The 22,991-nt window shown below is 63.8% G+C and carries 24 protein-coding genes and 1 tRNA gene; 12 read left to right on the top strand and 13 right to left on the bottom strand.

The genetic code is table 11. The features are described 5' to 3' along the window. Window positions 1-350: 350 nt before the first annotated feature. Window positions 351-848 carry a hypothetical protein gene (locus ACFOHJ_RS14475; protein ID WP_378221668.1) on the top strand — a complete coding sequence of 166 codons (498 nt, stop codon included), beginning with the start codon at window positions 351-353 and terminating at the stop codon, window positions 846-848. A gap of 194 nt (window positions 849-1,042) precedes the next feature. Here the strand turns inward: ACFOHJ_RS14475 and ACFOHJ_RS14480 are convergent, their stop codons facing one another. Beyond that, the gene (locus ACFOHJ_RS14480; RefSeq protein ID WP_378221669.1) at window positions 1,043-1,315 is read right to left on the bottom strand and encodes a PGPGW domain-containing protein; all 273 of its coding nucleotides are present in this window, start codon (window positions 1,313-1,315) and stop codon (window positions 1,043-1,045) included. Window positions 1,316-1,509: 194 nt separating this feature from the next. Between ACFOHJ_RS14480 and ACFOHJ_RS14485 the strand changes: the two genes are divergently transcribed. From ACFOHJ_RS14485 to ACFOHJ_RS14495, 3 genes are all read left to right on the top strand, one after another. Next, window positions 1,510-1,584 (top strand) — tRNA-Asn (locus tag ACFOHJ_RS14485). A gap of 250 nt (window positions 1,585-1,834) precedes the next feature. Further along, window positions 1,835-2,263 (top strand): hypothetical protein, encoded by a 429-nt coding sequence (locus ACFOHJ_RS14490; RefSeq protein ID WP_378221670.1) that lies wholly within the window; start codon window positions 1,835-1,837, stop codon window positions 2,261-2,263. A gap of 26 nt (window positions 2,264-2,289) precedes the next feature. Beyond that, window positions 2,290-2,889, top strand: coding sequence for a DUF3011 domain-containing protein (locus ACFOHJ_RS14495; protein WP_378221672.1), 600 nt, complete (start codon window positions 2,290-2,292; stop codon window positions 2,887-2,889). 27 nt (window positions 2,890-2,916) lie between these two features. On the opposite strand, the gene ACFOHJ_RS14500 is transcribed toward ACFOHJ_RS14495, so the two are convergent. From ACFOHJ_RS14500 to ACFOHJ_RS14540, 9 genes are all read right to left on the bottom strand, one after another. Further along, on the bottom strand, window positions 2,917-3,207 hold the full coding sequence (locus ACFOHJ_RS14500) for a Dabb family protein (RefSeq protein ID WP_378221674.1): 291 nt from the start codon (window positions 3,205-3,207) through the stop codon (window positions 2,917-2,919). Window positions 3,208-3,357: 150 nt separating this feature from the next. After that, window positions 3,358-3,486: a hypothetical protein gene (locus ACFOHJ_RS14505; RefSeq protein ID WP_378221675.1), complete on the bottom strand. Its 129-nt coding sequence runs from the start codon at window positions 3,484-3,486 to the stop codon at window positions 3,358-3,360. Window positions 3,487-3,572: 86 nt separating this feature from the next. Beyond that, window positions 3,573-4,046: an Lrp/AsnC family transcriptional regulator gene (locus ACFOHJ_RS14510; RefSeq protein ID WP_378221676.1), complete on the bottom strand. Its 474-nt coding sequence runs from the start codon at window positions 4,044-4,046 to the stop codon at window positions 3,573-3,575. 345 nt (window positions 4,047-4,391) lie between these two features. Further along, complete coding sequence (locus ACFOHJ_RS14515; RefSeq protein ID WP_378221678.1) at window positions 4,392-4,949, bottom strand: OmpA family protein; 558 nt, start codon at window positions 4,947-4,949, stop codon at window positions 4,392-4,394. Between the two features lie 101 nt (window positions 4,950-5,050). Next, window positions 5,051-5,620, bottom strand: a complete 570-nt coding sequence (locus ACFOHJ_RS14520) for a GNAT family N-acetyltransferase (RefSeq protein ID WP_378221679.1) — start codon at window positions 5,618-5,620, stop codon at window positions 5,051-5,053. Further along, window positions 5,617-6,468, bottom strand: coding sequence for a 3-mercaptopyruvate sulfurtransferase (gene sseA / locus ACFOHJ_RS14525; RefSeq protein ID WP_378221680.1), 852 nt, complete (start codon window positions 6,466-6,468; stop codon window positions 5,617-5,619). The genes ACFOHJ_RS14520 and sseA overlap by 4 nt, the downstream gene beginning before the upstream one ends. 45 nt (window positions 6,469-6,513) lie before the next feature. Then, the gene (locus ACFOHJ_RS14530) at window positions 6,514-7,257 is read right to left on the bottom strand and encodes an alanyl-tRNA editing protein (protein ID WP_378221682.1); all 744 of its coding nucleotides are present in this window, start codon (window positions 7,255-7,257) and stop codon (window positions 6,514-6,516) included. Next, window positions 7,257-8,291, bottom strand: a complete 1,035-nt coding sequence (locus ACFOHJ_RS14535; protein ID WP_378221683.1) for a cysteine synthase A — start codon at window positions 8,289-8,291, stop codon at window positions 7,257-7,259. Before ACFOHJ_RS14535 ends, ACFOHJ_RS14530 begins: the two co-directional genes overlap by 1 nt. Window positions 8,292-8,575: 284 nt before the next feature. Continuing rightward, window positions 8,576-9,991 carry a DEAD/DEAH box helicase gene (locus ACFOHJ_RS14540; protein WP_378221685.1) on the bottom strand — a complete coding sequence of 472 codons (1,416 nt, stop codon included), beginning with the start codon at window positions 9,989-9,991 and terminating at the stop codon, window positions 8,576-8,578. 385 nt (window positions 9,992-10,376) lie between these two features. On the opposite strand from ACFOHJ_RS14540, the gene ACFOHJ_RS14545 reads away from it, so the two are divergent. Continuing rightward, complete coding sequence (locus ACFOHJ_RS14545; protein WP_378221687.1) at window positions 10,377-11,909, top strand: acyl-CoA carboxylase subunit beta; 1,533 nt, start codon at window positions 10,377-10,379, stop codon at window positions 11,907-11,909. 49 nt (window positions 11,910-11,958) lie between these two features. Here ACFOHJ_RS14545 and ACFOHJ_RS14550 read toward each other — a convergent pair whose 3' ends face one another. Beyond that, window positions 11,959-12,135: a hypothetical protein gene (locus tag ACFOHJ_RS14550; RefSeq protein ID WP_378221688.1), complete on the bottom strand. Its 177-nt coding sequence runs from the start codon at window positions 12,133-12,135 to the stop codon at window positions 11,959-11,961. A 293-nt stretch (window positions 12,136-12,428) separates the two neighbouring features. On the opposite strand from ACFOHJ_RS14550, the gene ACFOHJ_RS14555 reads away from it, so the two are divergent. Continuing rightward, window positions 12,429-12,839 (top strand): hypothetical protein, encoded by a 411-nt coding sequence (locus ACFOHJ_RS14555; RefSeq protein ID WP_378221690.1) that lies wholly within the window; start codon window positions 12,429-12,431, stop codon window positions 12,837-12,839. Here ACFOHJ_RS14555 and cckA read toward each other — a convergent pair. Next, the gene (gene cckA, locus ACFOHJ_RS14560; protein WP_378221800.1) at window positions 12,834-15,425 is read right to left on the bottom strand and encodes a cell cycle histidine kinase CckA; all 2,592 of its coding nucleotides are present in this window, start codon (window positions 15,423-15,425) and stop codon (window positions 12,834-12,836) included. The genes ACFOHJ_RS14555 and cckA overlap by 6 nt on opposite strands. A 212-nt stretch (window positions 15,426-15,637) precedes the next feature. Here cckA and ACFOHJ_RS14565 point away from each other — a divergent pair, with 212 nt between their 5' ends. Next, complete coding sequence (locus ACFOHJ_RS14565; RefSeq protein WP_378221691.1) at window positions 15,638-16,402, top strand: hypothetical protein; 765 nt, start codon at window positions 15,638-15,640, stop codon at window positions 16,400-16,402. Window positions 16,403-16,523: 121 nt separating this feature from the next. On the opposite strand, the gene dksA is transcribed toward ACFOHJ_RS14565, so the two are convergent. Continuing rightward, a complete protein-coding gene (gene dksA / locus ACFOHJ_RS14570) occupies window positions 16,524-16,940 on the bottom strand; it encodes an RNA polymerase-binding protein DksA (protein WP_378221692.1) in 417 nt (138 codons plus the stop codon). A 255-nt stretch (window positions 16,941-17,195) separates the two neighbouring features. On the opposite strand from dksA, the gene ACFOHJ_RS14575 reads away from it, so the two are divergent. From ACFOHJ_RS14575 to ACFOHJ_RS14595, 5 genes are all read left to right on the top strand, one after another. Then, the gene (locus ACFOHJ_RS14575) at window positions 17,196-17,726 is read left to right on the top strand and encodes a SixA phosphatase family protein (protein ID WP_378221694.1); all 531 of its coding nucleotides are present in this window, start codon (window positions 17,196-17,198) and stop codon (window positions 17,724-17,726) included. A gap of 39 nt (window positions 17,727-17,765) precedes the next feature. Then, a complete protein-coding gene (locus ACFOHJ_RS14580; protein WP_378221696.1) occupies window positions 17,766-19,238 on the top strand; it encodes a YcjX family GTP-binding protein in 1,473 nt (490 codons plus the stop codon). Then, window positions 19,235-20,332 carry a YcjF family protein gene (locus ACFOHJ_RS14585; RefSeq protein WP_378221698.1) on the top strand — a complete coding sequence of 366 codons (1,098 nt, stop codon included), beginning with the start codon at window positions 19,235-19,237 and terminating at the stop codon, window positions 20,330-20,332. The genes ACFOHJ_RS14580 and ACFOHJ_RS14585 overlap by 4 nt, the downstream gene beginning before the upstream one ends. A 120-nt stretch (window positions 20,333-20,452) precedes the next feature. After that, window positions 20,453-21,007 (top strand): hypothetical protein, encoded by a 555-nt coding sequence (locus ACFOHJ_RS14590; protein WP_378221700.1) that lies wholly within the window; start codon window positions 20,453-20,455, stop codon window positions 21,005-21,007. 144 nt (window positions 21,008-21,151) lie between these two features. Next, the gene (locus ACFOHJ_RS14595; RefSeq protein WP_378221701.1) at window positions 21,152-22,990 is read left to right on the top strand and encodes a monovalent cation:proton antiporter-2 (CPA2) family protein; all 1,839 of its coding nucleotides are present in this window, start codon (window positions 21,152-21,154) and stop codon (window positions 22,988-22,990) included. Window position 22,991: the final 1 nt, after the last annotated feature.

The raw sequence follows: 22,991 nt of genomic DNA on the forward strand, positions 1-22,991 counted from the left end.
AATGCAGAAGCACAACGACCAATGTTCGGTATGGTGATTTGCAGGTTCGAGAATTCGGCGTTCTCACAGCAATAGCCGTTTATAATATATTCGCAGCTTCAGGAGCGCTTCGTCAGGCCGAAAAAGTCCTGATGTATTGTGAGACGGCATGGGCGAGAATGTATCCTCTGTTTCCCCATCTGTTTCGAAGGGACGTTCCGATTCCGTGGAACGGAGTAACAAAGAAGCGTAGGACGATGCTCAAAAAGGGCTACTCTGATCGCCAGGAAGTGTACCGCTTCGCGCGGGGCGCCGTTGCAAAAGATCGTCCGTAGCTCGGGGCAGCAGCCGTGTTGGCATACGAGTTTCTTATGCGTCCGACCAGCATTTCAGCAGGATATGCGACTTGGGACAACTATCGCCCTCCGGAAATGCCGGACAAGTTCAAGGTGCGTCACCGTAAGAACGGAGGTGAGGTAGATCATCCTCTTGAAGCCACCCTGCTCATCAACGGCGAACTGAAGAGAGTGGCGTTCTACGAGGAGGCTGAAAAAATCTTCGCCGCGGTGCCTCGTCGGCATGCGTCTATCGTCTCTAAGCGAAACGGCACTCTCTACGGAGATAGCAGCCTCCTGTCGCAGGAGGTGCATGAATTGGCGGACGAACTTGGCATCTCAGGATTCACGATCGACAAAGCCCGCCATGGTGGGATGACAGAACTAGAGGAATCAGAGTTAACCGAAGGACAGGGAAAGGCCCTTTCAACACATAGGTCCTCAGCCTATAGGCTGTATGCGAAAGAGACGGAAAAACGCGTTTTGACCGCAACGATGAAGCGTTTCCACATTTCTGAAATCGACGAGAACTGATCAGAAACAAGGCGTTAAAATCGCCCATTTCAGCGCTTTTGCGATGTCAAATTCAGAATGGCCATTGATTTTGTTACAACGTCGCCGGATTTGCAGTCCTCTGCGTAACCACTCCGCCACGAGGCCTCTATGCTCCCGGCGCTTTACCCGCGTTCCAATAGGTTGCCCGCATTTTTGCGTCAAGCCGTCAGGCTTCATTGCTGACGCTTTCCCGCGCGGCGGCGCTCCCACCAGACCACGAAACGCCGTCGCCAGCGCCTGACCTTCGCGAATTCGTAGGAAAGGACGAGCAGTCCGAGCGGAATCATCCAGAATCCGAGAATCGGCAGGAAGCCGAAAATGCCCAACACGACCAGGACGACGCCGATGGTGATTCGAGCGCCCCGGGATTGAGGCATCCTGAATTCGCGGCCGAAGACCGAAATTTTGTGCATCGCGGCGGTGTGCTCGTCGTTTGTTGCCGTCATACCGGATCTGGAGGCCTTATCGCGCTCGCGGCGCCACCCGATGGCATCGGGAACCGCGTCGCTTTACGTCTATATAAGGGAGGCAAGCGGAAGATTGCGACACAAGGCGGGAAAAGATCGAAAAAAGCGAAATGCTTCTTTGCAAAGCCGAAATGGGTTTGCTATAGGCTGCCCCGTTCGCGCAAGAGCCCTGTTCCCCGGTAGCTCAGCGGTAGAGCAACCGGCTGTTAACCGGTTGGTCGATGGTTCGAATCCGTCCCGGGGAGCCAGTTCTTAGCCGTCGATTCGCCTGGTTTTCCGGCGGGCGAGGCTCTTTGCCTGGCGCATTCCCCTTCCCCACCATGGGTACGACCCTTTCGCCAGGGGCGTCGCAGCGCAAAATTGTCCGCGATGTTCGGCCTCGCAAACGGGTTCGTTAAATTCCTGCCGGCGAAAAGCAGGGATATTTAACGCTTGTCGGTTCTGGTTAGCCTCGTGCCATCAATCCGGGTGCGCCCGACTTTACGAGGTTTCATCACGATGCGAGCGTTCTTTTATTCCTTTGTCATCGGTTTTGGCCTGCTGGCCGTCACTCCGGCGTCCGCACAGACGGCCGCCGAGATGGATGCTTCGCTCGACGCCGTCTTCGGCGTCCACGAGCCCTATCGGCAGTTTTTCGAAAAACTCCAGAAATCCGTGGCGGCCAATGACAAGGCGGCGGTCGCGGCGATGATCGACTATCCGTTCCGGGCGCGCATCAACGGCAAGGCCGTCAAATTGCGCGACGCGGCGCATTTCGTGCAGGACTACAACAAGATCGTAACCCCGAAGGTCAAGCACGCCATCGCGAACCAGACCTATCCGGCCCTGTTCGCCAACTGGCAGGGCGTTTCCATCGGCGATGGCGAGGTCTGGTTCTCCGGGATCGACGGAAACGACAAGATCAAGGTCACGGCGATCAACGACTGATACGCGTAACACCGGAGATTCCCGATATGATCAGATGGTTGGCGATCGCTGCCCTCGCCTGCGCAGCGCCTGTGTTCGTCCCTCCGGCAATGGCCCAATCGACGGTCGAATGCCGTTCCAGGGACTATCAATATGACGAATGTTTCGCGGGAAAGCTGAAGCGGCCGCAACTGATCCACCAGATTTCCAGCAGTGCCTGCATCCTCAACCGCACCTGGGGCTATAACCCGCGCAGCCGGTACATCTGGGTCGCCCAGGGTTGTTCCGGAGTTTTCGCCGACGTCGCCGGCTACCATCACGGCCGCGGCGATACGTTCGACCCCAACGCCCGCCGCTATGACAATCGGGGGCACGATGTCGGGGCGGTGGTGGCCGGTGTTGTAATCGACGCGCTCGTCAGCGGCCTGGCTGACAGCGGCAAGCACAGTCACCGCCATGCGACGAGCAACTATCGCGACTCCGGCGGCTATAACGGCTGCCATGGTGTCGGCTGCATGGTCGACAATCCGGACGAAGTCGACGACACCCCGCAGTTCGACAAATATGCCGAGCCCAATTTCGATACCCATGGCAACTATCAGGGCTGCCACGGCGTCGGCTGCCTGGTCGACGACCCCGACGAATGACCGGAGGTCGATCGGTCGATTTCGGAATCAGGCGCTAGCGGGAATATCGGCCGAGAAGCGCAATTCCCGCTGCGGGCGCACCTTCGCCGTGGTTTCGGCATAAAGCGGGTGCGCCTTGTAGGCGGCCAGCGCCGCTTCGTCCTCGAATTCGGCATAGACGACGACGTCGATCCGGTCGCAGAGCGGGTCGACCTTGCTATTCAGCGTGACCTCGAAAAGGCGTGAGTGCGGGATTTTTCCCAGGGCAAGCAGGCCGGATCGCACTGCCTCGACGTCTTCCTGCCGCTTTGCGCTGAAGAATACGATGTGCCGGATCAACGGAGCCTCCCTGATGCTCGCCCTCAAGGGACTGGCGTACGATTAAATTCCGTGGGTGGCCTTTTCCGTCAGTCGCCCGGCGACGTCAATCGGCAGGATGTCGCGGCGGCAAGTGCGTGAAAGCCGCCGGGCTCGTTCCAGGCGAATCGTTCAGCCCGTGACGTAATGCACGACCGTCTTCATTTCGCGCACGGAATAGTCGAGGTAGCGGCCTTCGTTATAAAGGCCGTCCCAGATGATGAAAAACGCGATCGCGACGATGACGATGACATAGCGCATGGCCGAACCATGCCACGCCTGCGAGCCCGGTCAAGCCGTGTCGGACGGATGGCGGCGTCTTCTCAAGGCTTTTGTTGCGGGTGCTCTCAAGCCATGTCCGATTTCAACCCCATCGCCGTGCGGTCGACGATCTCGCGCAGCGCGAAGGAGGAGTTGATCTTCGTCACATGCGGCATAGCCGACAGCCACTCCTTGTGGATGCGCTCGTAATCGGCGAGGTCGCGCGAGGCGATGCGCAGGACGTAGTCGTATTCCCCCGACATCAGGTGGCACGACAGCACGTTCGGACAGCGTTTGATGGCGGCCTCGAAGTCCGACAGCGTTTTTTCGAACTGGCCCGACAACGATATGTGGACGATGGCCGTCATCTGGTGCCCCAGCGCCGCGTTGGACAGCCGGGCGTGGTAGCCGCGGATCGCGCCCGATTTTTCCAGGTTGTCCAGCCGGCGCGAACAGGCCGATTGCGACAGGCCAACCTTCTCGGCAAGCGCCGCATTGGGCATCCGGCCATCCTTCTGCAAGGCGTCGAGAATGGCGATATCGATCCTGTCGAGGGGCATTTTTCGTGGTTCCTGCGAAAAAACAACGGATTTCCGCAACCATTATCGGCGATCGACGTGCCCGACAAGGCCGTTCTCAGTGCCTGCCCGGCTATGCGTGGTTAAAACTGAGAGGCCGGAGCATAGCCCGACGTGGCGCCCTTCCGCCGAAGCCGATCAGGCAACAAAAAAGCGGGGCATCAACCCCGCTTCCTCGTCTGTCGCGATCTTCCGCCGGTACATCCGCGGTCGAAAAACCGTTCGACAATCGCCTGATACCAAGTCTGTGCGACGGTAGCATGACAACTGCCGATCATGGTGCCTGTCTTTGGTTAACGACCGGTTAACCGCGAGCAGGCTGCCGCATCAGCGGACGAACTCGTCGAAGCGGCGCAGGGTAACGCGGCGGTTCTGCCAGTTTTCCGCCTGCGTCTGCACCAGCAGGAATTCCTCGCCGTAGCCGACGGTTTCCAGCGCCCTGGCCGGGATGCGGAATTCGCGCACCAGAACGCGCTTGAGCGATTCGGCTCGCCGTTCCGAAAGGATCTGGTTCGACGCGAAGGAACCGACGGCATCGGTGTGGCCCTCGATCAGCACGCGGGCGTTGCGCTGGCGGCGCAGGATCCGGCGCAGGCCATCGGCGATGATCTCGACCTTTTCGTACTGCGAATTGGGGATTTCGGCGGAGCCGAAGGCGAAATTGATCGACTGGATATCAATGGAGGGGGCTGCGCGCCGCAGGTCCGGCCGGCGCTTGAATTCCTGCACGGTGACGCGCTGGTTCTTCTTAAGCCGCATCCGCGGGGCCGCGTCGAGCTGGCGCTCGATCTGCATGCCCGAGGGCGTCCTGGCCTGCGCGAAGGCAAGCGTCGGGACGGCGACGGCAGCGACCAGCGCGGCGGCAAAAGTGCGTCGGTTAAGCATGGGCTCTTCTCCTTCATGGCCGGCGGCGCCGGGTTGATCCGGGCGGCACCATGGCAAAGATTAGATGAAGGAGCAGTGAACGGGCCGTTCAGCCAGCAGGATCACGGGCGCATGACGATGGCCGCCCGCTCCTCAAGGGAAAGCGGCCGGATCACTTCCTTTTTCTGCCCTACCGGCTGGAAGCCGAGTTTCTGGTAAAGCGGCAGCGCGGCCGGGTGATCGAGCGTGCAGGTCTGGACGACCACCCGCTTCGGCCCGTACGACCAGCACGCTGCGACGGCGGCGCCGAGGAACCAGCGCCCGAGCCCCTGCCCCGTCGCATGTTCCATCATGCCGAAATAGGCCAGTTCCACTTCGTCGGGCAGATGCTGCTTGAGGTCGAAGAAGCCGGCGGGCGAACCGTCGAGGTAAAGGACGCGGATGTCGCGGTCCGCATGGTGGACGCCGGCGGCAAGTTCCTCGTCGCTCAACTCCAGCGCGCTCACCCAGTGCCATTTGCGCCCGACCCGGTCGGTCAAATAGCGGTAGAAATGCAGCGGAATGTCGTGTGCCCGCAACAGGGCGACCTGCCGGTTATAAGGCAGCGACGGATAGTGCGCCGGCGGCGCGGCCATTTCGAGGAATGTGACCGTTACCTCGATGTCGTCCAACTCCCGGGTCGTCACCGTCATTCCTTGCCGGTTACCACCGGCGTATCCGCAAGGCCGCCCCACTCCGTCCAAGAGCCATCATAGAGCCGGTTGTCGGTGTGACCAAGCGACTCCAGCGCCAACGTGATCACGGCGGCGGTGATGCCGGAGCCGCAGGAGGTGACCACCGGCTTGCCGAGATCGATGCCAGCGTCCGTTATCAGCTTCGCCAACTGGTCCTTGGGCAGCAGTTCGCCATCCTTGGACAGCAGCGAGGCCGGAACGTTCTTTGCGCCCGGCATGTGGCCGGAGCGGATTCCGGCGCGCGGTTCCGGTTCGCTGCCGGCAAATCGGCCGGGCCCGCGCGCGTCCGCGATCTGGCTCTCGCCGTTGCCGACGATGCGGCGCATGTCCGCAAGGCCGGCGACGCGCGAGGCATCGAAATCGGCATGGAAGACGCAAGGGGCGATGCGCGTCTTGTCGTCCGTCACCGGCCTGCCTGCCGCTTTCCAGCGGTCGAAGCCGCCGTCGAGGACATAGACCTGGAAGACGCCCATGACCCGGAACATCCACCAGGCGCGCGGCGCCGAAAAAAAGCCGGGGCCGTCATAGACGACGATGGTGTCGTCGGCCGATACGCCCATCGTGCCCACATATTGCGCGAAATCCTGCGGCGACGGCAGCGTGTGGGGAAGCGTTGAATCCTGGTCGGAAACCAGGTCATGGTCGAAAAACACGGCTCCCGGAATGTGCGCCGCATCGTATTCGTCGCGGCCGTCCCGCTTCTGCGCCGGCAGATACCAGGAGGCGTCGACAATCGACAGTCCGGGCTGGCCGAGCCGCTGCTGCAACCAGTCGGCATCGACGGTAAAAGGGCTGTCCTGAGCCATCTCGTTCTCCCGGGCAAGGTATCGTAGGAGACGTGTAGCCCCATCTCAGGCTGCGGGCAACGGCCCGAACCTTATGCGGAAGCGCCGGTTTTCGCGGCCTTTCTTCTCGATCTTGCCGATGTGAATCTCGCCGATCTCGCCCGTGCTCTTCACATGCGTGCCGCCGCAGGGCTGGCTGTCGATGGAGCCGTCCTTGCCGATGCAGACCAGCCGGATGCTGCCATTGCCCGTCGGCGGGCGCACGTTCTTCGACTTCACCAAGGTAGGATTAGCCGCGAGTTCCTCGTCGCTGATGGCGCGAATGAAGATCGGGTGGTCGGCCCGCACCAGTTCCATCAGCCGTGCCGTCACCTCTTCCTTGGTCAGCGCATGGTCCGGCATGTCGAAATCGACGCGGGAATCGTCCTGCGAGACGGCGGCGCCGGTGATCGGAAACGGGCAGACCACGGTCAGCAGGTGGCAGGCGGCATGCATGCGCATCAAGAGATGCCGGCGCTCCCAGTCGATGGCGAGCTTCACCGTCTCGCCGACGGCAGGCAGCGCAAGTTCCGGCGCGGGCACATGGATGATTTCTTCCTTCGTCTCGCCGGTGACGGTCGCGGCGACCGTGATCCGGCTGCCGTCGGCCCGTTCGAGGAAACCCGTATCGCCGGGCTGGCCGCCCGAGGTCGCGTAGAAAATGGTGCGGTCAAGCAGGATGCCGCCGCGCTCGTTGACCGCGACGACCTTTGCTTCCGCTGCTTTCAGGTACGCGTCGTCGCGAAACAGCGTCTGTGTCACATAAGCCATCAGGCGGCTGCTTCGAACGGAACCGGAATCTCGCTCTTGCGGGCCATCCATTCCGGCACCGGCAGGTTCTTGCCGCGCAGGAATTCGGGGTTGAACAGCTTGGACTGATAGCGCGTGCCGAAATCGCACAGGATGGTGACGATGGTGTGCCCCGGCCCGAGGTCGCGCGCCAGCCGGATCGCCCCGGCGATGTTGATGCCGGTGGAGCCGCCCACGCACAGGCCTTCTTCCTGGATCAGGTCGAAGATGATCGGCAAGGCTTCCTCGTCGGGGATCTGGTAGGAAAAATCGGGCGCGAACCCCTCCAGATTGGCGGTGATGCGCCCCTGCCCGATGCCTTCAGTGATCGAGTTGCCTTCAGATTTCAATTCGCCATGGGCGTAGAAATTGTAGAGCGCGGCCCCTAGCGGGTCGGCAAGCGCCACCTTCACGTCCTTGCTGCGGCCGCGAAGGCCCGCCGCCACACCGGCCAGCGTGCCGCCCGAGCCAACCGCCGACACGAAGCCGTCGACCTTGCCGCCGGTCTGCTCCCAGATTTCCTGCGCCGTGGTGTGGATGTGGCCGTCGCGGTTGGCGACGTTGTCGAACTGGTTGGCCCAGATCGCCCCGTTCGGTTCGGTCCTCGCCATCTGCTCGGCCAACCGGCCCGACAGCTTCACGTAGTTGTTGGGATTGCGGTACGGCACCGCCGGCACCTCGATCAGCTCGGCGCCAAGGATCTTGATCGTATCCTTCTTTTCCTGGCTCTGCGTCTCGGGGATGACGATGACGGTGCGGTAGCCAAGCGCCTTGGCGACAAGGGTGAGGCCGATGCCGGTATTGCCCGCCGTGCCTTCGACAATGACGCCGCCCGGCTTCAGGATGCCGCGCTTTTCCGCATCGCGGATGATGAACAGGCCGGCGCGGTCCTTGACCGACTGCCCCGGGTTCATGAATTCGGCCTTGCCGAGAATTTCGCACCCTGTCGCTTCCGACGCGCGCTTCAATCGAATGAGGGGCGTGTTGCCGATCGCGTCGATCACCGAACCAACCATGAGATGCTATCCTTCCAGCGTTTCGCTGGACCGTAGAAACCTCGGCGCGGCGATTCAAGGCAATAAATTGCCCTCGATCCACATAATCGCAGCGATTTTTTTGAGATAATTCGAAAAGATCGGATTCGTTTTGCGTGCTTTGCGCCGTAGCGGAAAAATGCGCTCCCGCGGGCGCCAGCAAAAGCCCGCAAAGGCGTAAAATGCTGCCGAAACGGCGCTACGGCATAAAAAAGCGGCCGGGGCTTTCGCTCCCGGCCGCTCCACTAATTTCTTGCCGAAGCGCGTCAGGCGGCGTGCCTGGCCGGCTTCTTGCCGCCGAAGCGGCGCTTGTTGTTGCCCCGGAACGGCTTTTCGGCGCCCGGCTTGCGCTCGCCCGCAGGCTTGCCGCCGAAGCGCTGCTTGCCGTTGTTGCGGTTGCCGCCGTTCGGCCGCTTGGCGTCGAGGCGGACATTGTCGTTGGTGGCCGCCTCGTTGCGCTCGTGCTTCTCGGCCGGATTGCGTACCGGGTCCGGGCTGCCGAGATGGTCGGCGATCACCGACAGCTTGGCGCGGATGATGCGCTCGACCTGCCTCAGCTTGGCGTTCTCCGACGGATCGACCAGCGTGACGGCAACCCCGTCCCTGCCGTTGCGGCCGGTGCGGCCGATACGGTGGACGTAGCTTTCGGCCTCGTCCGGCAGGTCGAAATTCACGACATGGCTGATGCCGGGTACGTCGATGCCGCGCGCCGCGATGTCCGTTGCCACGAGGATACGCACCGAACCGTCGCGGAAATCGTTCAGCGCCCGCTGGCGGGCATTCTGCGACTTGTTGCCGTGGATCACGGCGGCCTTGAAGCCGTCGCGCTCGAGGTCGCGGGTGACGCGGTCTGCGCCGTGCTTGGTGCGGGCAAAGACCATGACCGATTTCATCGAGGCATCCGCCAGCATGGCCGACAGCACCTGCCGCTTCTGCTTGGTGCGGGCAAGGACCACGCTCTGCACGATTTCGGCGGCCGTGGTGCTCTGCGGCGAGACTTCCACGCGCACCGGTTCCTTCAGCAGGTCCTTTGCCAGTTCGGCGATCTCGTCGGGCATGGTTGCCGAAAACAGGGCCGTCTGGCGATCCGGCGCGGTCGCGCGGGCAATGCGCTTGACATCGTTGATGAAGCCCATGTCGAGCATGCGGTCGCCTTCATCCAGCACCAGCCATTTAGTGTCGGCCAGCATCAGGTCGCGTTCGCGCACCAGGTCGGTAAGCCGGCCCGGCGTCGCCACCAGGACGTCGACGCCGGGGGCGATCTTCTTCACTTGGCTGTTGCGCGAAACGCCGCCAAGCACCAACGCCGTCGAGATGTGCGCGCCCTTGGCGAGGATCTTGATGGTGTCCTCGATCTGCACCGCGAGCTCGCGGGTCGGCGCCAGGATGAGGGCGCGGCAGGTCTTGGGCCGGCGCTTGGTGCCGAGCGCGATGATCTTCGACAGGATCGGCAGCGAGAACGCGGCCGTCTTGCCGGAACCGGTCTGGGCGATGCCGAAGATGTCGCGCCCTTCCATCTGCGGCGGGATCGCCTGCACCTGGATGGGCTTAGGCGTGGAAAAGCCGGCGGCATGGGTGGCCTTCAGCAGCACGCCGGCAATGCCGAGTTCGGCGAAACCGGTCTGGTTGTCGGAATTCTGTTCAGCGGAAACAATCGCTTCCGCAGTGTTTTGATGATCCAAAATGCTCTTCTTTCATGCGGCCGGATGGCCGCGAACGATGGCGGCAGGGCGCAACCTGCCGTCGAAAAATTGTCAGGAACGACAAGGCGGCGGGCCTTTCTGATGCCCGCACGGCTGCGCTGTCGTGCCCGCGGGCATCGCGCCTGCGGGGCTTTTCGCCATTCGCCGCCGAGCGGTCGAAGGGAAAACAGACGCAACCAGTCCCACTCTCGAGAAAGCCGGATCGATTTCCGGCCCAAGCGCCTATGGCCGCGCATATGGGCTGGTTCGCGCACAAAAGCAAGAGGCATCATGCTGCATCGCAACATAGCGCCGATGCATCATCGCTTGCACTCCCCTTTGCGCGTCAGTACCAAAGAGGCGATACTTGGCCCGGGGAACTCCGATGAAAGACGTGCTGAAAGAACTTGAGCGCCGCCGCGACGTAGCGCGTCTCGGAGGCGGGCAAGCGCGCATCGACGCCCAGCACCGCAAGGGCAAGCTGACCGCGCGCGAGCGCATCGAGATTTTCCTCGACGAGGGTTCGTTCGAGGAATTCGACATGTTCGTGGAGCACCGCTCGACCGACTTCGGCATGGAAAAGACCCGCATTGCCGGGGATGGCGTGGTCACCGGCTGGGGCACCGTCAACGGCCGCCCGGTCTATCTGTTCGCCAAGGATTTCACCGTGTTCGGCGGCTCGCTGTCGGAAGCCCATGCCGAAAAGGTGCAGAAGGTCCAGGACATGGCGCTCCGCAACCGCGCGCCGATCATCGGCCTTTACGACGCCGGTGGCGCACGCATCCAGGAAGGCGTGGCGGCGCTCGGCGGTTATGCCGAGATTTTCCAGCGCAACGTGCTGGCTTCCGGAGTCATCCCGCAGATTTCGCTGATCATGGGCCCCTGCGCCGGCGGCGACGTCTATTCCCCGGCGATGACCGACTTCATCTTCATGGTGCGCGACACCTCCTACATGTTTGTCACCGGGCCGGACGTGGTGAAGACCGTCACAAACGAGACGGTGACCGCCGAGGAACTGGGCGGCGCTTCGGTGCACACCACCAAATCTTCGATCGCCGACGGCGCCTATGACGACGATGTCGAGGCGCTTTTGCAGATGCGGCGGCTGGTCGATCTCCTGCCGTCTTCCAACACGGCCGAACTGCCGGAAATCGAGTGCTACCAGTCGGTCAACGACAGCGACCTGTCGCTCGACCGGCTGATCCCCGATAACGCCAACAAGCCCTACGACATCAAGGAACTGATCCTGAAGACCTGCGACGAGGGCGATTTCTTCGAAATCCAGCCGAGTTTCGCCAAGAACATCGTCACCGGTTTCGGGCGCATGGAAGGCCGCACCGTCGGCTTCGTCGCCAACCAGCCAATGGTGCTGGCGGGCGTGCTGGATTCGGACGCCAGCCGCAAGGCGGCCCGTTTCGTGCGCTTCTGCGACTGCTTCAACATCCCGATCGTCACCTTCGTGGACGTGCCGGGCTTCCTGCCGGGCACGGCGCAGGAATATGGCGGCCTGATCAAGCACGGCGCCAAGCTGCTGTTCGCCTACGGCGAGGCGACCGTGCCGAAGGTCACCGTCATCACCCGCAAGGCATTCGGCGGGGCCTATGACGTGATGGCGTCCAAGCACCTGCGCGGCGACATGAACTACGCCTGGCCGACCGCGCAGATCGCGGTGATGGGTGCCAAGGGCGCGGTCGAGATCATCTATCGCAAGGATATCGGCAACGACGAAAAGATCGCCGCCCATACCAGCGCCTATGAGGACCGCTTCCTGTCGCCGTTCGTCGCGGCCGAGCGCGGCTATATCGACGAGGTGATCATGCCGCACTCGACCCGCCGGCGCATTGCCCGCGCGCTCCGGATGCTGCGCAACAAGGATCTGCAAAATCCCTGGAAGAAGCACGACAACATCCCGCTGTAGCGGAACGCTGCCGCGCGTGGTGTTTCAACCTGCTGGGGTCTGAACCGTCTCAGGCGGCCATGACGATTTCGTTGTAGGCGTCGAGATCGACGTAGAACACACGGATGATCTCCGTGATCAGTTCCTCGTCGTTATAGCCCTTCGATTTCAGGATGTTGATGGCTGTGAGGATATCGATACGCTCGGTCAACCGACGCTTCTGGTAGTCCTCGACATAACGTTCCATCGGCTCGCCCCCTGCCGCTTGCCAACGCACCACTGACGCCAACCCACAGGAGGAAAGCTAGAACGGCTTGCTTGCGTGGAACTTGCCGATGCCGTCGAACCTTCCCGTCAAGCGGGAACCAGACTGACGCGGAAAGCGGCCGACTCACCGAGGCCGGTTCCAGTCTACCATGCGGCCGGCCTGCTCCAAATACGGGCCCATGCGGGCGGCGCGGCAGGTGCCGCCCGGTTGACGCTGGCCGCCAGCCCCTTAATAACATTCGCGCGAAGCGAATTGCCGTGGGAGGCGGCTTGATGCGGGTCAAGCGGACAGTTTTTTCTGCCGCGTTGCTGGCTACGGCAACGGCGGGTGACGCACGGGCGGCCATCGCCGACGGCAAGCTGCCGGACGGCGCCTACCATTGCGAGGTCTACATGCTCGGCCTGTTCCTCGACCTGGGAGAGATCACGATCCGGGGCAATGTGTACAGCGGCCCGCGGCTGTTCGGCGAGCCGCAGCAGAGCTACAACTACCAGCTAAGCCCCAATGGCGAGATCGCCTGGCTCGGCCCGGTCGGCGGCTATACCTCGGGCGGCAACAGCATTTCGCTGACCCAGGTCACTTCGGACGGCGAGACGGATGCTTCGTTCGACATCATCATGCGCCAGCCGGACGGGGCGTTTACCGCCTCGACCTGCACGATCGTCACGCCGCAAAAGTCATGATTCCAGCACTTCCTTGACCACCGTCGCCAGTTGCTTCAACGAGAATGGCTTCGGCAGGAAGCCGAATTGCGCATCGGCGGGCAGGTTCTTGGCGAAAGCATCTTCCGCATAGCCGGACACGAACACGAACTTGATGTCGGGCTGCCGCTTGCGCAACTCGCCGAGCAGGGTCGGCCCGTCCATTTCCGGCATGACCACGTCCGACACCACGATGTCGATCTTGCCTTCGAGCGAATCGAACAGTTCCAGCGCTTCCACGCCGGAGGAGGCTTCGTGGACGGTATAGCCGCGCGAGGTCAGCGCGCGGATGCCGCCCATGCGCACGGCGTCCTCATCCTCGACCAGAAGGACGTTGGCCGAGCCGGACAGGTCCTTCGCCGTGTCGGCGGTCTTTTGCGGCGCGGGCACTGGAGCGGCGGCCGTCGCATTGGGCGAGGCTTCCGGTGCGGCAACGACCCCCGGTACGTGGCGCGGCAGGAAGATGCGGAACGTCGTGCCCTTGCCGAGTTCGGAATCGCAGAAAATGAAACCGCCCGTCTGCTTGATGATGCCATAGACCATCGACAGGCCGAGGCCGGTGCCCTTGCCGACTTCCTTGGTGGTGAAGAACGGCTCGAAGATCTTCTTCAGCACGTCCGGCGCGATGCCGCTGCCGGTATCCTCGGTCTCGACGAGGACGTAATCGGCTGCCGCGAGTTCCCGGTAGGGATAGCTGTGGCATTCCTCGGTGGTGACGTTGCGCGTGCGAAGCGTCAGTTCGCCGCCGGCCGGCATGGCGTCGCGCGCATTGACGGTGAGGTTGACGATCACCTGCTCGAACTGGCCGAGGTCGACCTTGACCGGCCAGAGGTCGCGGCCGTGGTCGACCTTGAGCTTGATCTCGGTGCCGACCAGCCGGGCCAGAAGCATCCTGAGATCGGCGAGCACGTCGGTCAGGTTCAGGACTTCCGGGCGCAGCGTCTGCTTGCGCGAGAACGCCAGCAGTTGCCTGACCAGCGACGCGGCGCGGTTGGCGTTCTGCTTGATGTTCATGATGTCGGGGAAGGACGGGTCCGACGGTCGGTGGTTGGTCAGCAGCAGGTCGGACGCCATGATGATGGCGGTGAGCACGTTGTTGAAGTCGTGGGCGATGCCGCCGGCCAACTGGCCCACGGCCTGCATCTTCTGGCTCTGGGCCATCTGCCCTTCGAGCGCCTTCTGCTCGGTGGTCTCGACCGCGTAGACGATCGCCGCTTCCTCGGCCCCCTCGCCCGCCGTGCCGTCGGCGACGGCATTGACGTAGAAGCGGATGTGGCGCTCCTCGTTGTTGGGCAGCACCGTGTCGATCGGCGCGATGTCGGCCTGCAACTGGCGTGCCCGCTCGAAGGCTGCGGCGAAGGCGGGATGGTCGCGTTCGTGGATCACGGTGTCCAGCCGCACGCGGCGGTCGAGCGCGTCGCGGTCCACCACCGAGGAGAACAGCGACAGGAACGGCGCGTTGGTGCGCAGGATGCGCCCTTCCTGGTCAACGCCGGCGATCGCCATCGGCGTGGAGTTGAAGAAGCGGGTGAAGCGGACTTCCGAAGCCCTCAGGTCGGCGGAAGCGTCCTCGCCCTGGGTGCGGTTGAGCACGATGGTGCGCGTCGGGCCGCTCGACCCTTCCCGGCTGGCCGAGACGCGGTGCATGAAGCGCACCGGCAGCACCTCGCCGCCCATGGTCGTCAGGTCGAGGTCGATGACGGCATTGCGCGTGGTGCCGGGGTCGGGCTTGACCGAGCGGACCAGCGCCATGCCGTCGCCGGCGACGATCTCGGCAAGGTTGATGGCGCCGGGCGTGAAGCTGGCGAGGTCGATGCCCAGCCATTCGGCGAGCGTCGCGTTGATATAGGTGACCCGCCCTTCCTGGTCGGCCGAAAAAAAGCCGGCAGGCGCATGGTCGAGATGGTCGATCGCCTGTTGCAGGTCGAGGAAGAAGCGCTCCTGCTCGGCGCGTTCGCGCGAGATGTCGGCCAGTTCCCACGCCATCAGCGGCTGGCGCTGGCCCGGCACCTTGAAGGTGCGGGCACGCACGCGATACCAGCAGGCCCCGGCGTCGGCTCCCGGCCGTACCGAATGCGCAAGACGGAATTCGCCGTCGCCGGGCAGGCCGTCGCGCAGGCCCGAAGCCAGGCGATTGACCGTCGACGAAGCCTCGGGCACGTCGCCCAGCAGGCTTTCGACCGTCTTGAGGTCGGCAACGGAGCCGGCGCCGGTCATGTCGGCATAGGCGCGGTTGGCATAGACGATGCGCCCTTTGGTGTCTGTCACCAGCAGTCCGTGCGCCGTCGAATCGACGAAGGCCTTCGACAGTTCGTCGCTGGTCGAGCGCGGCGTGATCTGCACGAAGCCGATTGCCGTGGCGAACAGGAAACCGACGCCGATCATGGCGAGCACGCCGAGCATGCCGAGCAGGAAAGGGTCGCCCAGGCGCTCGCGGAAAAGGCCGAAGACGACCGCCGATCCGGTCAGCACGATAATGAACACGACGAGCCGGGTGATCGGACCGGGGCGCATGCCCTGGTCGACGATGGGGACGGGATAGAAATCGCCGCGCGCTTCCTTGGCCATGGTCCCCCTGTTCACGATTCCACTGCCGCTGACAACCGCTCCAGCCGCTTGAATCACATTCTTGCGGCGCCGAAAAGCTTGCCGCTGCAAATGGTCGTGCAAAACGGCAAGGTTGTCACGACTCGATCACGAAGTATGGCAACGGGAAAGCAACTTGCGATAGCCCGCGGCAAAGGGCTAGTGTTCCTGTCGAAAAAGATACGGGGGAGACGATGGACTGGCTGGATGGCATTGCCGGACCCGATTTCGCGCGGGCGGTGCTCTGGACCGTCGTTGCGCTGATCGTCCTGGTCATCGTGCTCGTCATCGTCCGGCTGATCCGCAGCATGACATTCGGGACCTTCGTTGCAGGCGGACGCAACCGCAAGACGCGGCTGGCGGTCATGGATGCCACCGCCATCGACAGCCACAGGCGGCTGGTACTGGTGCGGCGCGACGACATCGAGCACCTGCTGCTGATCGGCGGGCCGACCGATGTCGTGGTGGAACGCGATATCCGCATGGCCGCGCCGAGGCGACCGGCCGCGACGGCCGGAGGGCCGCCGCCTTCTGCCGCGCAAAAGCCGCATGGGCCGCAGCAGCCCCCAACCCCGCAACCTCCGCGAAGCACGCTGCCGCCACGAGGGTCATTGGCCGCGGGCGGTCCGCAGGCGGGGCACGGCCATTCCTACACCACTTCAACCTCGATCCGGCACGATGAAGCTGCCGCTTCCGGTGCCGCCGAGCCGAGATTGGCGCCGGTTGCCGCTAACGAGCCGCGATCGGCCCATGCCGCCTCAGCGTCGGCGTTTTCCCGGCCGACCGGGCAGAAGCCCGCACATGCGGATGACGGCATCGACGAGACCTTCGCAAGCGAACTCGAAGTGTCGCTTGGAGATTTCTCCACAGATCATGAGGCAGAACTGCCCAAGGCGGCGGCCACGCCGGATGACGAGATGGCCAAGCTTCTCGGTGAACTCGCGAGCCACAAACGCTAGCGTTGTGCGGGCTATGACGTCGTCAGGCCAAGGCGGATGAAGCCGCCCGGCGCATGACGATGCGCCAAAGAAAAAATGGCCGAAGCGGCCATCAAAATTTCAGTCGATAAAAGAACGAGGCTTAGTCGTCGCGGTAGACGCGTTCGCGTCGCTCATGGCGCTCCTGCGCCTCGATCGACAGGGTCGCGATCGGGCGGGCATCGAGCCGTTTCAGCGCGATCGGCTCGCCGGTTTCCTCGCAATAGCCGTAGGTACCCTCTTCCAGCCGCTGCAAGGCCGAATCGATCTTGGCGATCAGCTTGCGCTGCCGGTCGCGCGCCCGCAATTCGATGGCGCGGTCCGTTTCCGACGACGCGCGGTCGGCAAGGTCGGGATGATTGGCGTTTTCCTGCTGCAGGATTTCGAGCGTTTCGCGCGCTTCGCGGAAAATGTCGCTCTTCCAGGCGATCAGCTTCTGGCGGAAGTACGATTTTTGCCGTTCATTCATGAAGGGCTCGTCTTCGGACGGTACGTAATCGGTCGCAACGATTTCGTTCATTCGACTCACCCGACAACCCAAATTTGTGGCCTATATATTCGCCAGTCGAGGCGTAGACAAGAGCAAACGAGATTGTGTTCACGCATCTGTTAAAGGCCGATATAAAGGCGGCGCTTTACCCGGTAAAATAGGCGGCTGCGGCAGCAAGCGAGCAGGCTCGGCAGCCTGCCCGCCGTTGCATCGAACACTTGCGACAGATAATCCTGTCATGGTGTCCGGCGCGAATTTGCCGATCCGACTGAACCGGGAGGGTGGGTGAACAGGCTCTTTCTTCTCAGGCATGCGAAGGCCGGTTGGGCGCTGCCCGGCGTCCGCGACTTCGACCGTCCCCTCGATGCTTCGGGTATCGCCGATGCCGAGGCGCTGGGGGTGGCGATGCGAGCGGCGAGCCATGTTCCCGACCTCACCTTATGCTCCAACGCCAGGCGGGCGCGCGAGACGCTGGAAGGCGTGGCGACGCATGCCGACACCGGGCGCGTCGTTTTCACCGATGCCCTCTATAGTGCGGATGCCGCCGGCTATCTTGCCATCATCCGGCAGAACGGGGCGCTGGGCTCCCTGCTGGTCGTCGGCCATAATCCGATGATGGAAGACCTGACCATCGCCATTGCCGGCAGTGGCGACGGCGAGGCCAGCGAAACCCTGAGCCACGGCTTCCCGACCTCGGGCCTGGCGGTGCTGCGCTTCGCTGACGGCCTCGACAAGGCCGTGCCCGGCGCCGGATACCTGGAAGCGTTCCTGACCCCCGCCGCCCTCGAACGCGGCCGGCCATTCCAAAATCGGTAGCAGTTCCTATATCGAGGGACGGAGCCGAGAGGGCATATATTGGCATCATCGCTGACTACTTTCGCCGACGAGACGCGCATTGCCCTCGACACGCTGGCCGGACGAGCCGTCGGGCTGTTTTCCCCGTCGCTGCGCCTTGGCGTCACCGGGCTGTCGCGCGCCGGCAAGACAGTGTTCATTTCGGCCCTCGTCCATAACCTCATCCATGGCGGCCGCCTGCCGTTGTTCGAGGCGCAGAAATCCGGACGCATCGCGCGCGCCTTCCTCGAACACCAGCCGGACGACGCGGTGCCGCGCTTCCAGTACGAGGACCATGTCGCCGCCCTCGTCGACGACCGTATCTGGCCGGATTCGACGCGCGCCATCTCCGAAATGCGCCTTACCGTCGAATACGAATCCGCCTCCGGCTGGAACCGGATGTTTTCGGCCGGCAAGCTCTCCATCGACATCGTCGACTATCCCGGCGAATGGCTGCTCGACCTGCCGCTGCTCGGCAAATCCTTCGCCGAATTCTCGCACGAGGCCTTCGAGATGGCCGAATTGCCGGTCCGCTCCGACCTTTCGCAGGCATGGCGCGACCTGTCGGCCGGCATCGACCCGAACGCCGACGCCGACGAGATGACCGCGCGACGGCTGGCCGAAAGTTTTGCGCTCTATCTGAAGGCCTGCAAGCAGGACGAACGCGCCCTTTCCACGCTGCCGCCCGGCCGTTTCCTCATGCCTGGCGACCTTGACGGCTCGCCCGCCCTGACCTTTGCGCCGCTGCCGGGGCTCGGCGAAGCGCGCGCGCGCGCCGGCTCGCTGCATGCGATGATGGAGCGGCGCTACGAGGCCTACAAGACGCATGTGGTGAAGCCGTTCTTTCGCGAGCACATTGCCCGGCTCGACCGCCAGATCGTGCTCGTCGATGCGCTCCAGGCGCTGAACGCGGGACCGGGCGCGGTTGCCGACCTCGAACGCGCGCTGACCGAAATTTTGGCCTGTTTCCGGCCCGGGCGCGGCAATCTCCTCACCGATCTCTATTCGCGGCGCATCGACCGCATCCTGATCGCGGCCACCAAGGCGGACCACCTTCACCACGAAAGCCACGACCGCCTGCAGGCGATCGTGCGGCGGCTTGCCGACCGCGCCATCGCTCGCGCCAATTTCTCCGGGGCGGCCGTCGACGTGGTGGCGATGGCGGCGGTGCGCGCGACACGCGAAGGCACCGTCAAACAGGGACGCGAGACGCTGCCCGTCATCATCGGCACGCCGCTTTCCGGCGAGCGCATCGGCGACGAGACGTTTGACGGCACGACCGAAACCGCGATCTTTCCGGGCGATCTGCCGGCGAAGCCCGCCGAAGTCTTTTCCAGGCGCGATCGGGATACGGATGGCAGCGACCCACTGATTCGCTTCGTCCGCTTCCGCCCGCCGAAGCTGGAGCGCACCGCAGAGGGCGCCACCTTGTCGCTGCCGCACATCCGGCTCGACCGGGCCCTGCAATTCCTGATCGGAGATCGCCTGGCATGACGGAGCCCCGAAAGCCCGCCGCGTTCCGCGTCGATCCGCAACCGCGATCCGCCCCGGACGCGTTCTCCAGCGGCACGGGGCAGGCCGCACCCTACCCTGCCCGCAAGCCGCGCGCGCTGAAACCTGAGACGGCGATCGCCATCCCCGAAGCCGTCGATGTGTTCGACGAACCCGATATCGCAGTAGCCGAGCCGCCCCTGCCCGTCGCGCCGCGAAAGAAGTCACTGCTCGGCGCGATCTTCGCCGGATCGCTCGGTATCCTCGTATCGCTGGCCGTCGGCCTGTGGACGGATCGCCTGATCCGCGACCTGTTCGAGCGCGCGCCGTGGCTTGGCTTTCTGGCGGCGGGCGTGGCCGCTGTCGCCGCCGTAGCGCTGCTCATCATCCTTGCCCGAGAATTCATCGCCATCGGCCGCCTTGCCGAGGTCGAAAAGCTCCAGAGGAAAGCGCTCGACGCCATCGCCAGCGACGACCCTAAGGCAGGGCGGGCGGTGGTGGACGAACTGTCGGCCTTCGTGGCCGGCAAGCCGGAAACCGCTGCCGGCCGGCGTGCGCTTGCTGAACTCAAGGACGATATCGTCGACGGCGGCGATCTGGTGCGCCTGGCCGAGGCGGAGATTCTCGGTCCCCTCGACGCGCGTGCGAAAATCCTGGTCCTCGACGCCGCCAAGCGGGTGTCGCTGGTGACGGCCGTCAGTCCGCGCGCGCTGGTGGACATCGCCTATGTCGTGTTCGAGGCCGGGCGCCTGATTCGACGCCTGTCGGAACTTTATGGTGGTCGGCCGGGCACGCTCGGCTTTTTCCGCTTGGCGCGAAGCGTGCTTGCCCACCTCGCCGTCACCGGCTCGATCGCCGTCGGCGACGGTTTCGTCCAGCAGGTCGTCGGCCACGGGCTGGCGGCACGGTTGTCGGCCAAACTCGGCGAAGGCGTCGTCAACGGCATGATGACAGCGCGAATCGGCATCGCCGCGATGGAGACGGCAAGGCCGCTTCCGTTCAGCGCCGGCCGACGCCCCGGCATGGGCGACTTCCTGACCGCGCTAGCCTCGTTTGCGTCGAAGAAAGCCGCCGAACCGGCTGATGCAGGCCGGTAACACCTGCTTTTTTCCATGGGCCGGATCGACCGACCGGGTTGCCAGGTCACGAAGCATTAACCATTCTTGTTCATGGTTCGGACAACGTCCACTTCAGTAAATCGGTGCCAGGTGTCCCTGATGAAAAGCGCAATCGTGTCGTGCGTAATGCCCCTGACGCTTGCTGTCGCGATGGCGGCGGGAATGGCCGCCGACGCTTTCGGCGCCGAGCGGGACAAGCAGTTTTTCAAATCCATCGAGGGCCAATGGGCGGGCCCCGGCGAAATCGTCGCCGGCAAGTACAAGGGCACGAAATTCACCTGCAACTTCACCGGCACCACGCCCGACAGCAAGGCGGGCATGACGCTCGACGGCGGCTGCCGCGTCGGAGTGTTCACGCAGAAGATGTCGGCCAAGGTCGAGAATGTCGGCCGCCAGGGCTACAAGGGCAGCTTCATGGGCGGCTCCGACGGCAGCGGCCTCGATATCGTTTCCGGCAATGTCGTCGATGCCCGCAAGGTCGTCTTCGGTATCAACCGCAAGCAGCTGAACGGCGTCATGCAGGCGCGCCTGCCCGACGACGGCTCGATGGTCGTGACGGTTTCGGTACGTGTCGAAAAGCAGCTCATCCCCGTCATCGGCATGAGCCTGAAACGGCTCGACGGCGCTGCGGTCGGCGCCATCGCGAAGAACTGATCCCTCTCAACCAACCGCCGTGCGGCATCCGCGCCACACTCGCCGGCGCCTTGCTTGATTGAGGCTGTTACAGAGCCAATGAAGCCCCTATCTTGGCGGGCTTGAACGGTCTTTTTTGCGGCCGTGCGGACGGGACGGCGGAGCATGGCGCTGGAGACAACGGCTGGCAGCGATCTGATACAGGTGGTGGCGCTGCTTGGCGCGGCCGTCATCGCCGTGCCGATCTTCAGGCGCGCGGGGCTGGGCTCCATCCTCGGCTATCTCGCTGCCGGCGTGGTGATCGGGCCGTTCGGCCTGAAGATCTTCTCCGAATCGGAAACCATCCTGCATATCGCCGAACTCGGCGTCGTCATGTTTCTGTTCATTATCGGACTGGAGATGCAGCCTTCGCGCCTGTGGGGGCTGCGGCGCGAGATCTTTGGCCTCGGCGCGTTGCAGGTCGGGTTCTGTGCGCTGCTTTTGACCTCGGTCGGCTGGCTCGGCGGCTTCCCGGTCGTCCAGTCCTTCGTTGCGGGCGTAGGCTTCGTGCTGACCTCCACCGCCGTCGTCATGCAGACCCTGGAGGAGCGCGGTGAACTGGGCTCGCCGAACGGCCAGCGCATCGTCTCCATCCTCCTGCTGGAGGACCTCGCGATCGTGCCGCTGCTGGCGCTGGTCGCCTTCCTGGCGCCGGGCGGCGAGCACACCAGTCTATCGGAGCGCATGACGGGGATCGGCATCGGCGTGGCGGCGATCGCGGCGCTGGTCGTCGCCGGACGCTACCTGCTCAACCCGCTGTTTCGCGTTCTCGCCGATTCGCGCGCCCGCGAAGTGATGACGGCAGCGGCCCTGCTGGTGGTGCTGGGATCGGCGCTCGTCATGCAGCTTAGCGGACTGTCGATGGCCATGGGCGCATTCCTCGCCGGCGTGCTCCTCTCGGAATCGACCTTCCGCCATCAGCTCGAAGCCGATATCGAGCCGTTTCGCGGCATCCTGCTCGGCCTGTTCTTCCTCGCCGTCGGCATGTCGCTCGACCTTAGGGTCGTCGCCGATCACTGGATGCTGATCGCCGTCTATGTCCTTGCCTACATGGCGATGAAGGCGATCGGCATCTACGCCGTCGCGCGCTTCCTCAGGACCAGCCACCGTGCCGCGCTGGAGCGGGCCGTGGTCATGGCGCAAGGCGGCGAGTTCGCCTTCGTCCTCTACTCGGCGGCCGCCGCGGTCGGCCTGATCGACAGCGAGGCCAACGCCATGCTGACGGCGATCATCATCCTTTCCATGGTGCTGACGCCGCTCGCCATCATCGCCCTGCGCTGGTTTACGCCGCGCGACGAGCAGTCGCTCGACGGCGTCGATGTCGCCGACGGGCTGACCGGCAGCGTGCTGATCATCGGCTTCGGCCGTTTCGGTCAGATCGCCAGCCAGCCGCTGATCCTGCGTGGCGTCGATGTGTCGATCATCGACAACGACGTGGAGATGATCCAGGCGGCGGCCGATTTCGGCTTCAAGATCTATTACGGCGACGGCACGCGTCTCGACATCCTGCACGCCGCCGGTGTCGGAAATGCGCGCGCGGTGCTGGTGTGCGTGGACAAGCCCGAGGTTGCCGTGCGCATCACCCAACTGGTCAAGGCGGAATTCCCGCTGGTCACCGTGTTGGCGCGTGCCTACGATCGCGGCACCGCCTTGCAGCTCATCCACGCCGGCGTGGACTACCAGCTTCGCGAGACCTTCGAATCGGCCCTCGTCTTCGGCGGCTCGACGCTGGAGGCGCTCGGCGTCGATCCCGAAGTGGTGGCCGAGGTGGTCGAGGACGTGCGCCGGCGGGACGCGGCCCGGCTCGACACGCAGATAACCGGCGATCTCCGCGACGGGCGCAACTTCCTCAAGGGCAACATCGCCACGCCGGTTCCGGCGCCGGTCGCGCCGCCGCGCCGGCCGGGACAACCGCTCAACGCGGAAACGGCAAGCGTGCTAACCAAGCAGGTACCGGAAAACTAGG

The organism is Aquamicrobium soli, assembly GCF_042646345.1.
Taxonomy (GTDB): Bacteria; Pseudomonadota; Alphaproteobacteria; order Rhizobiales; family Rhizobiaceae; genus Mesorhizobium; species Mesorhizobium soli_A.

Excerpts from the sequence above, each read along its gene's own strand:
- ACFOHJ_RS14475 (WP_378221668.1), top strand. The coding sequence starts at position 351 with ATGCGTCCGACCAGCATTTCAGCAGGATATGCGACTTGGGACAACTAT.
- ACFOHJ_RS14480 (WP_378221669.1), bottom strand. The coding sequence starts at position 1,315 with ATGACGGCAACAAACGACGAGCACACCGCCGCGATGCACAAAATTTCG.
- ACFOHJ_RS14490 (WP_378221670.1), top strand. The coding sequence starts at position 1,835 with ATGCGAGCGTTCTTTTATTCCTTTGTCATCGGTTTTGGCCTGCTGGCC.
- ACFOHJ_RS14495 (WP_378221672.1), top strand. The coding sequence starts at position 2,290 with ATGATCAGATGGTTGGCGATCGCTGCCCTCGCCTGCGCAGCGCCTGTG.
- ACFOHJ_RS14505 (WP_378221675.1), bottom strand. The coding sequence starts at position 3,486 with ATGCGCTATGTCATCGTCATCGTCGCGATCGCGTTTTTCATCATCTGG.
- ACFOHJ_RS14510 (WP_378221676.1), bottom strand. The coding sequence starts at position 4,046 with ATGCCCCTCGACAGGATCGATATCGCCATTCTCGACGCCTTGCAGAAG.
- ACFOHJ_RS14515 (WP_378221678.1), bottom strand. The coding sequence starts at position 4,949 with ATGCTTAACCGACGCACTTTTGCCGCCGCGCTGGTCGCTGCCGTCGCC.
- ACFOHJ_RS14520 (WP_378221679.1), bottom strand. The coding sequence starts at position 5,620 with ATGACGGTGACGACCCGGGAGTTGGACGACATCGAGGTAACGGTCACA.
- sseA (WP_378221680.1), bottom strand. The coding sequence starts at position 6,468 with ATGGCTCAGGACAGCCCTTTTACCGTCGATGCCGACTGGTTGCAGCAG.
- ACFOHJ_RS14530 (WP_378221682.1), bottom strand. The coding sequence starts at position 7,257 with ATGGCTTATGTGACACAGACGCTGTTTCGCGACGACGCGTACCTGAAA.
- ACFOHJ_RS14535 (WP_378221683.1), bottom strand. The coding sequence starts at position 8,291 with ATGGTTGGTTCGGTGATCGACGCGATCGGCAACACGCCCCTCATTCGA.
- ACFOHJ_RS14545 (WP_378221687.1), top strand. The coding sequence starts at position 10,377 with ATGAAAGACGTGCTGAAAGAACTTGAGCGCCGCCGCGACGTAGCGCGT.
- ACFOHJ_RS14550 (WP_378221688.1), bottom strand. The coding sequence starts at position 12,135 with ATGGAACGTTATGTCGAGGACTACCAGAAGCGTCGGTTGACCGAGCGT.
- ACFOHJ_RS14555 (WP_378221690.1), top strand. The coding sequence starts at position 12,429 with ATGCGGGTCAAGCGGACAGTTTTTTCTGCCGCGTTGCTGGCTACGGCA.
- cckA (WP_378221800.1), bottom strand. The coding sequence starts at position 15,425 with ATGGCCAAGGAAGCGCGCGGCGATTTCTATCCCGTCCCCATCGTCGAC.
- ACFOHJ_RS14565 (WP_378221691.1), top strand. The coding sequence starts at position 15,638 with ATGGACTGGCTGGATGGCATTGCCGGACCCGATTTCGCGCGGGCGGTG.
- dksA (WP_378221692.1), bottom strand. The coding sequence starts at position 16,940 with ATGAACGAAATCGTTGCGACCGATTACGTACCGTCCGAAGACGAGCCC.
- ACFOHJ_RS14585 (WP_378221698.1), top strand. The coding sequence starts at position 19,235 with ATGACGGAGCCCCGAAAGCCCGCCGCGTTCCGCGTCGATCCGCAACCG.
- ACFOHJ_RS14590 (WP_378221700.1), top strand. The coding sequence starts at position 20,453 with ATGAAAAGCGCAATCGTGTCGTGCGTAATGCCCCTGACGCTTGCTGTC.
- ACFOHJ_RS14595 (WP_378221701.1), top strand. The coding sequence starts at position 21,152 with ATGGCGCTGGAGACAACGGCTGGCAGCGATCTGATACAGGTGGTGGCG.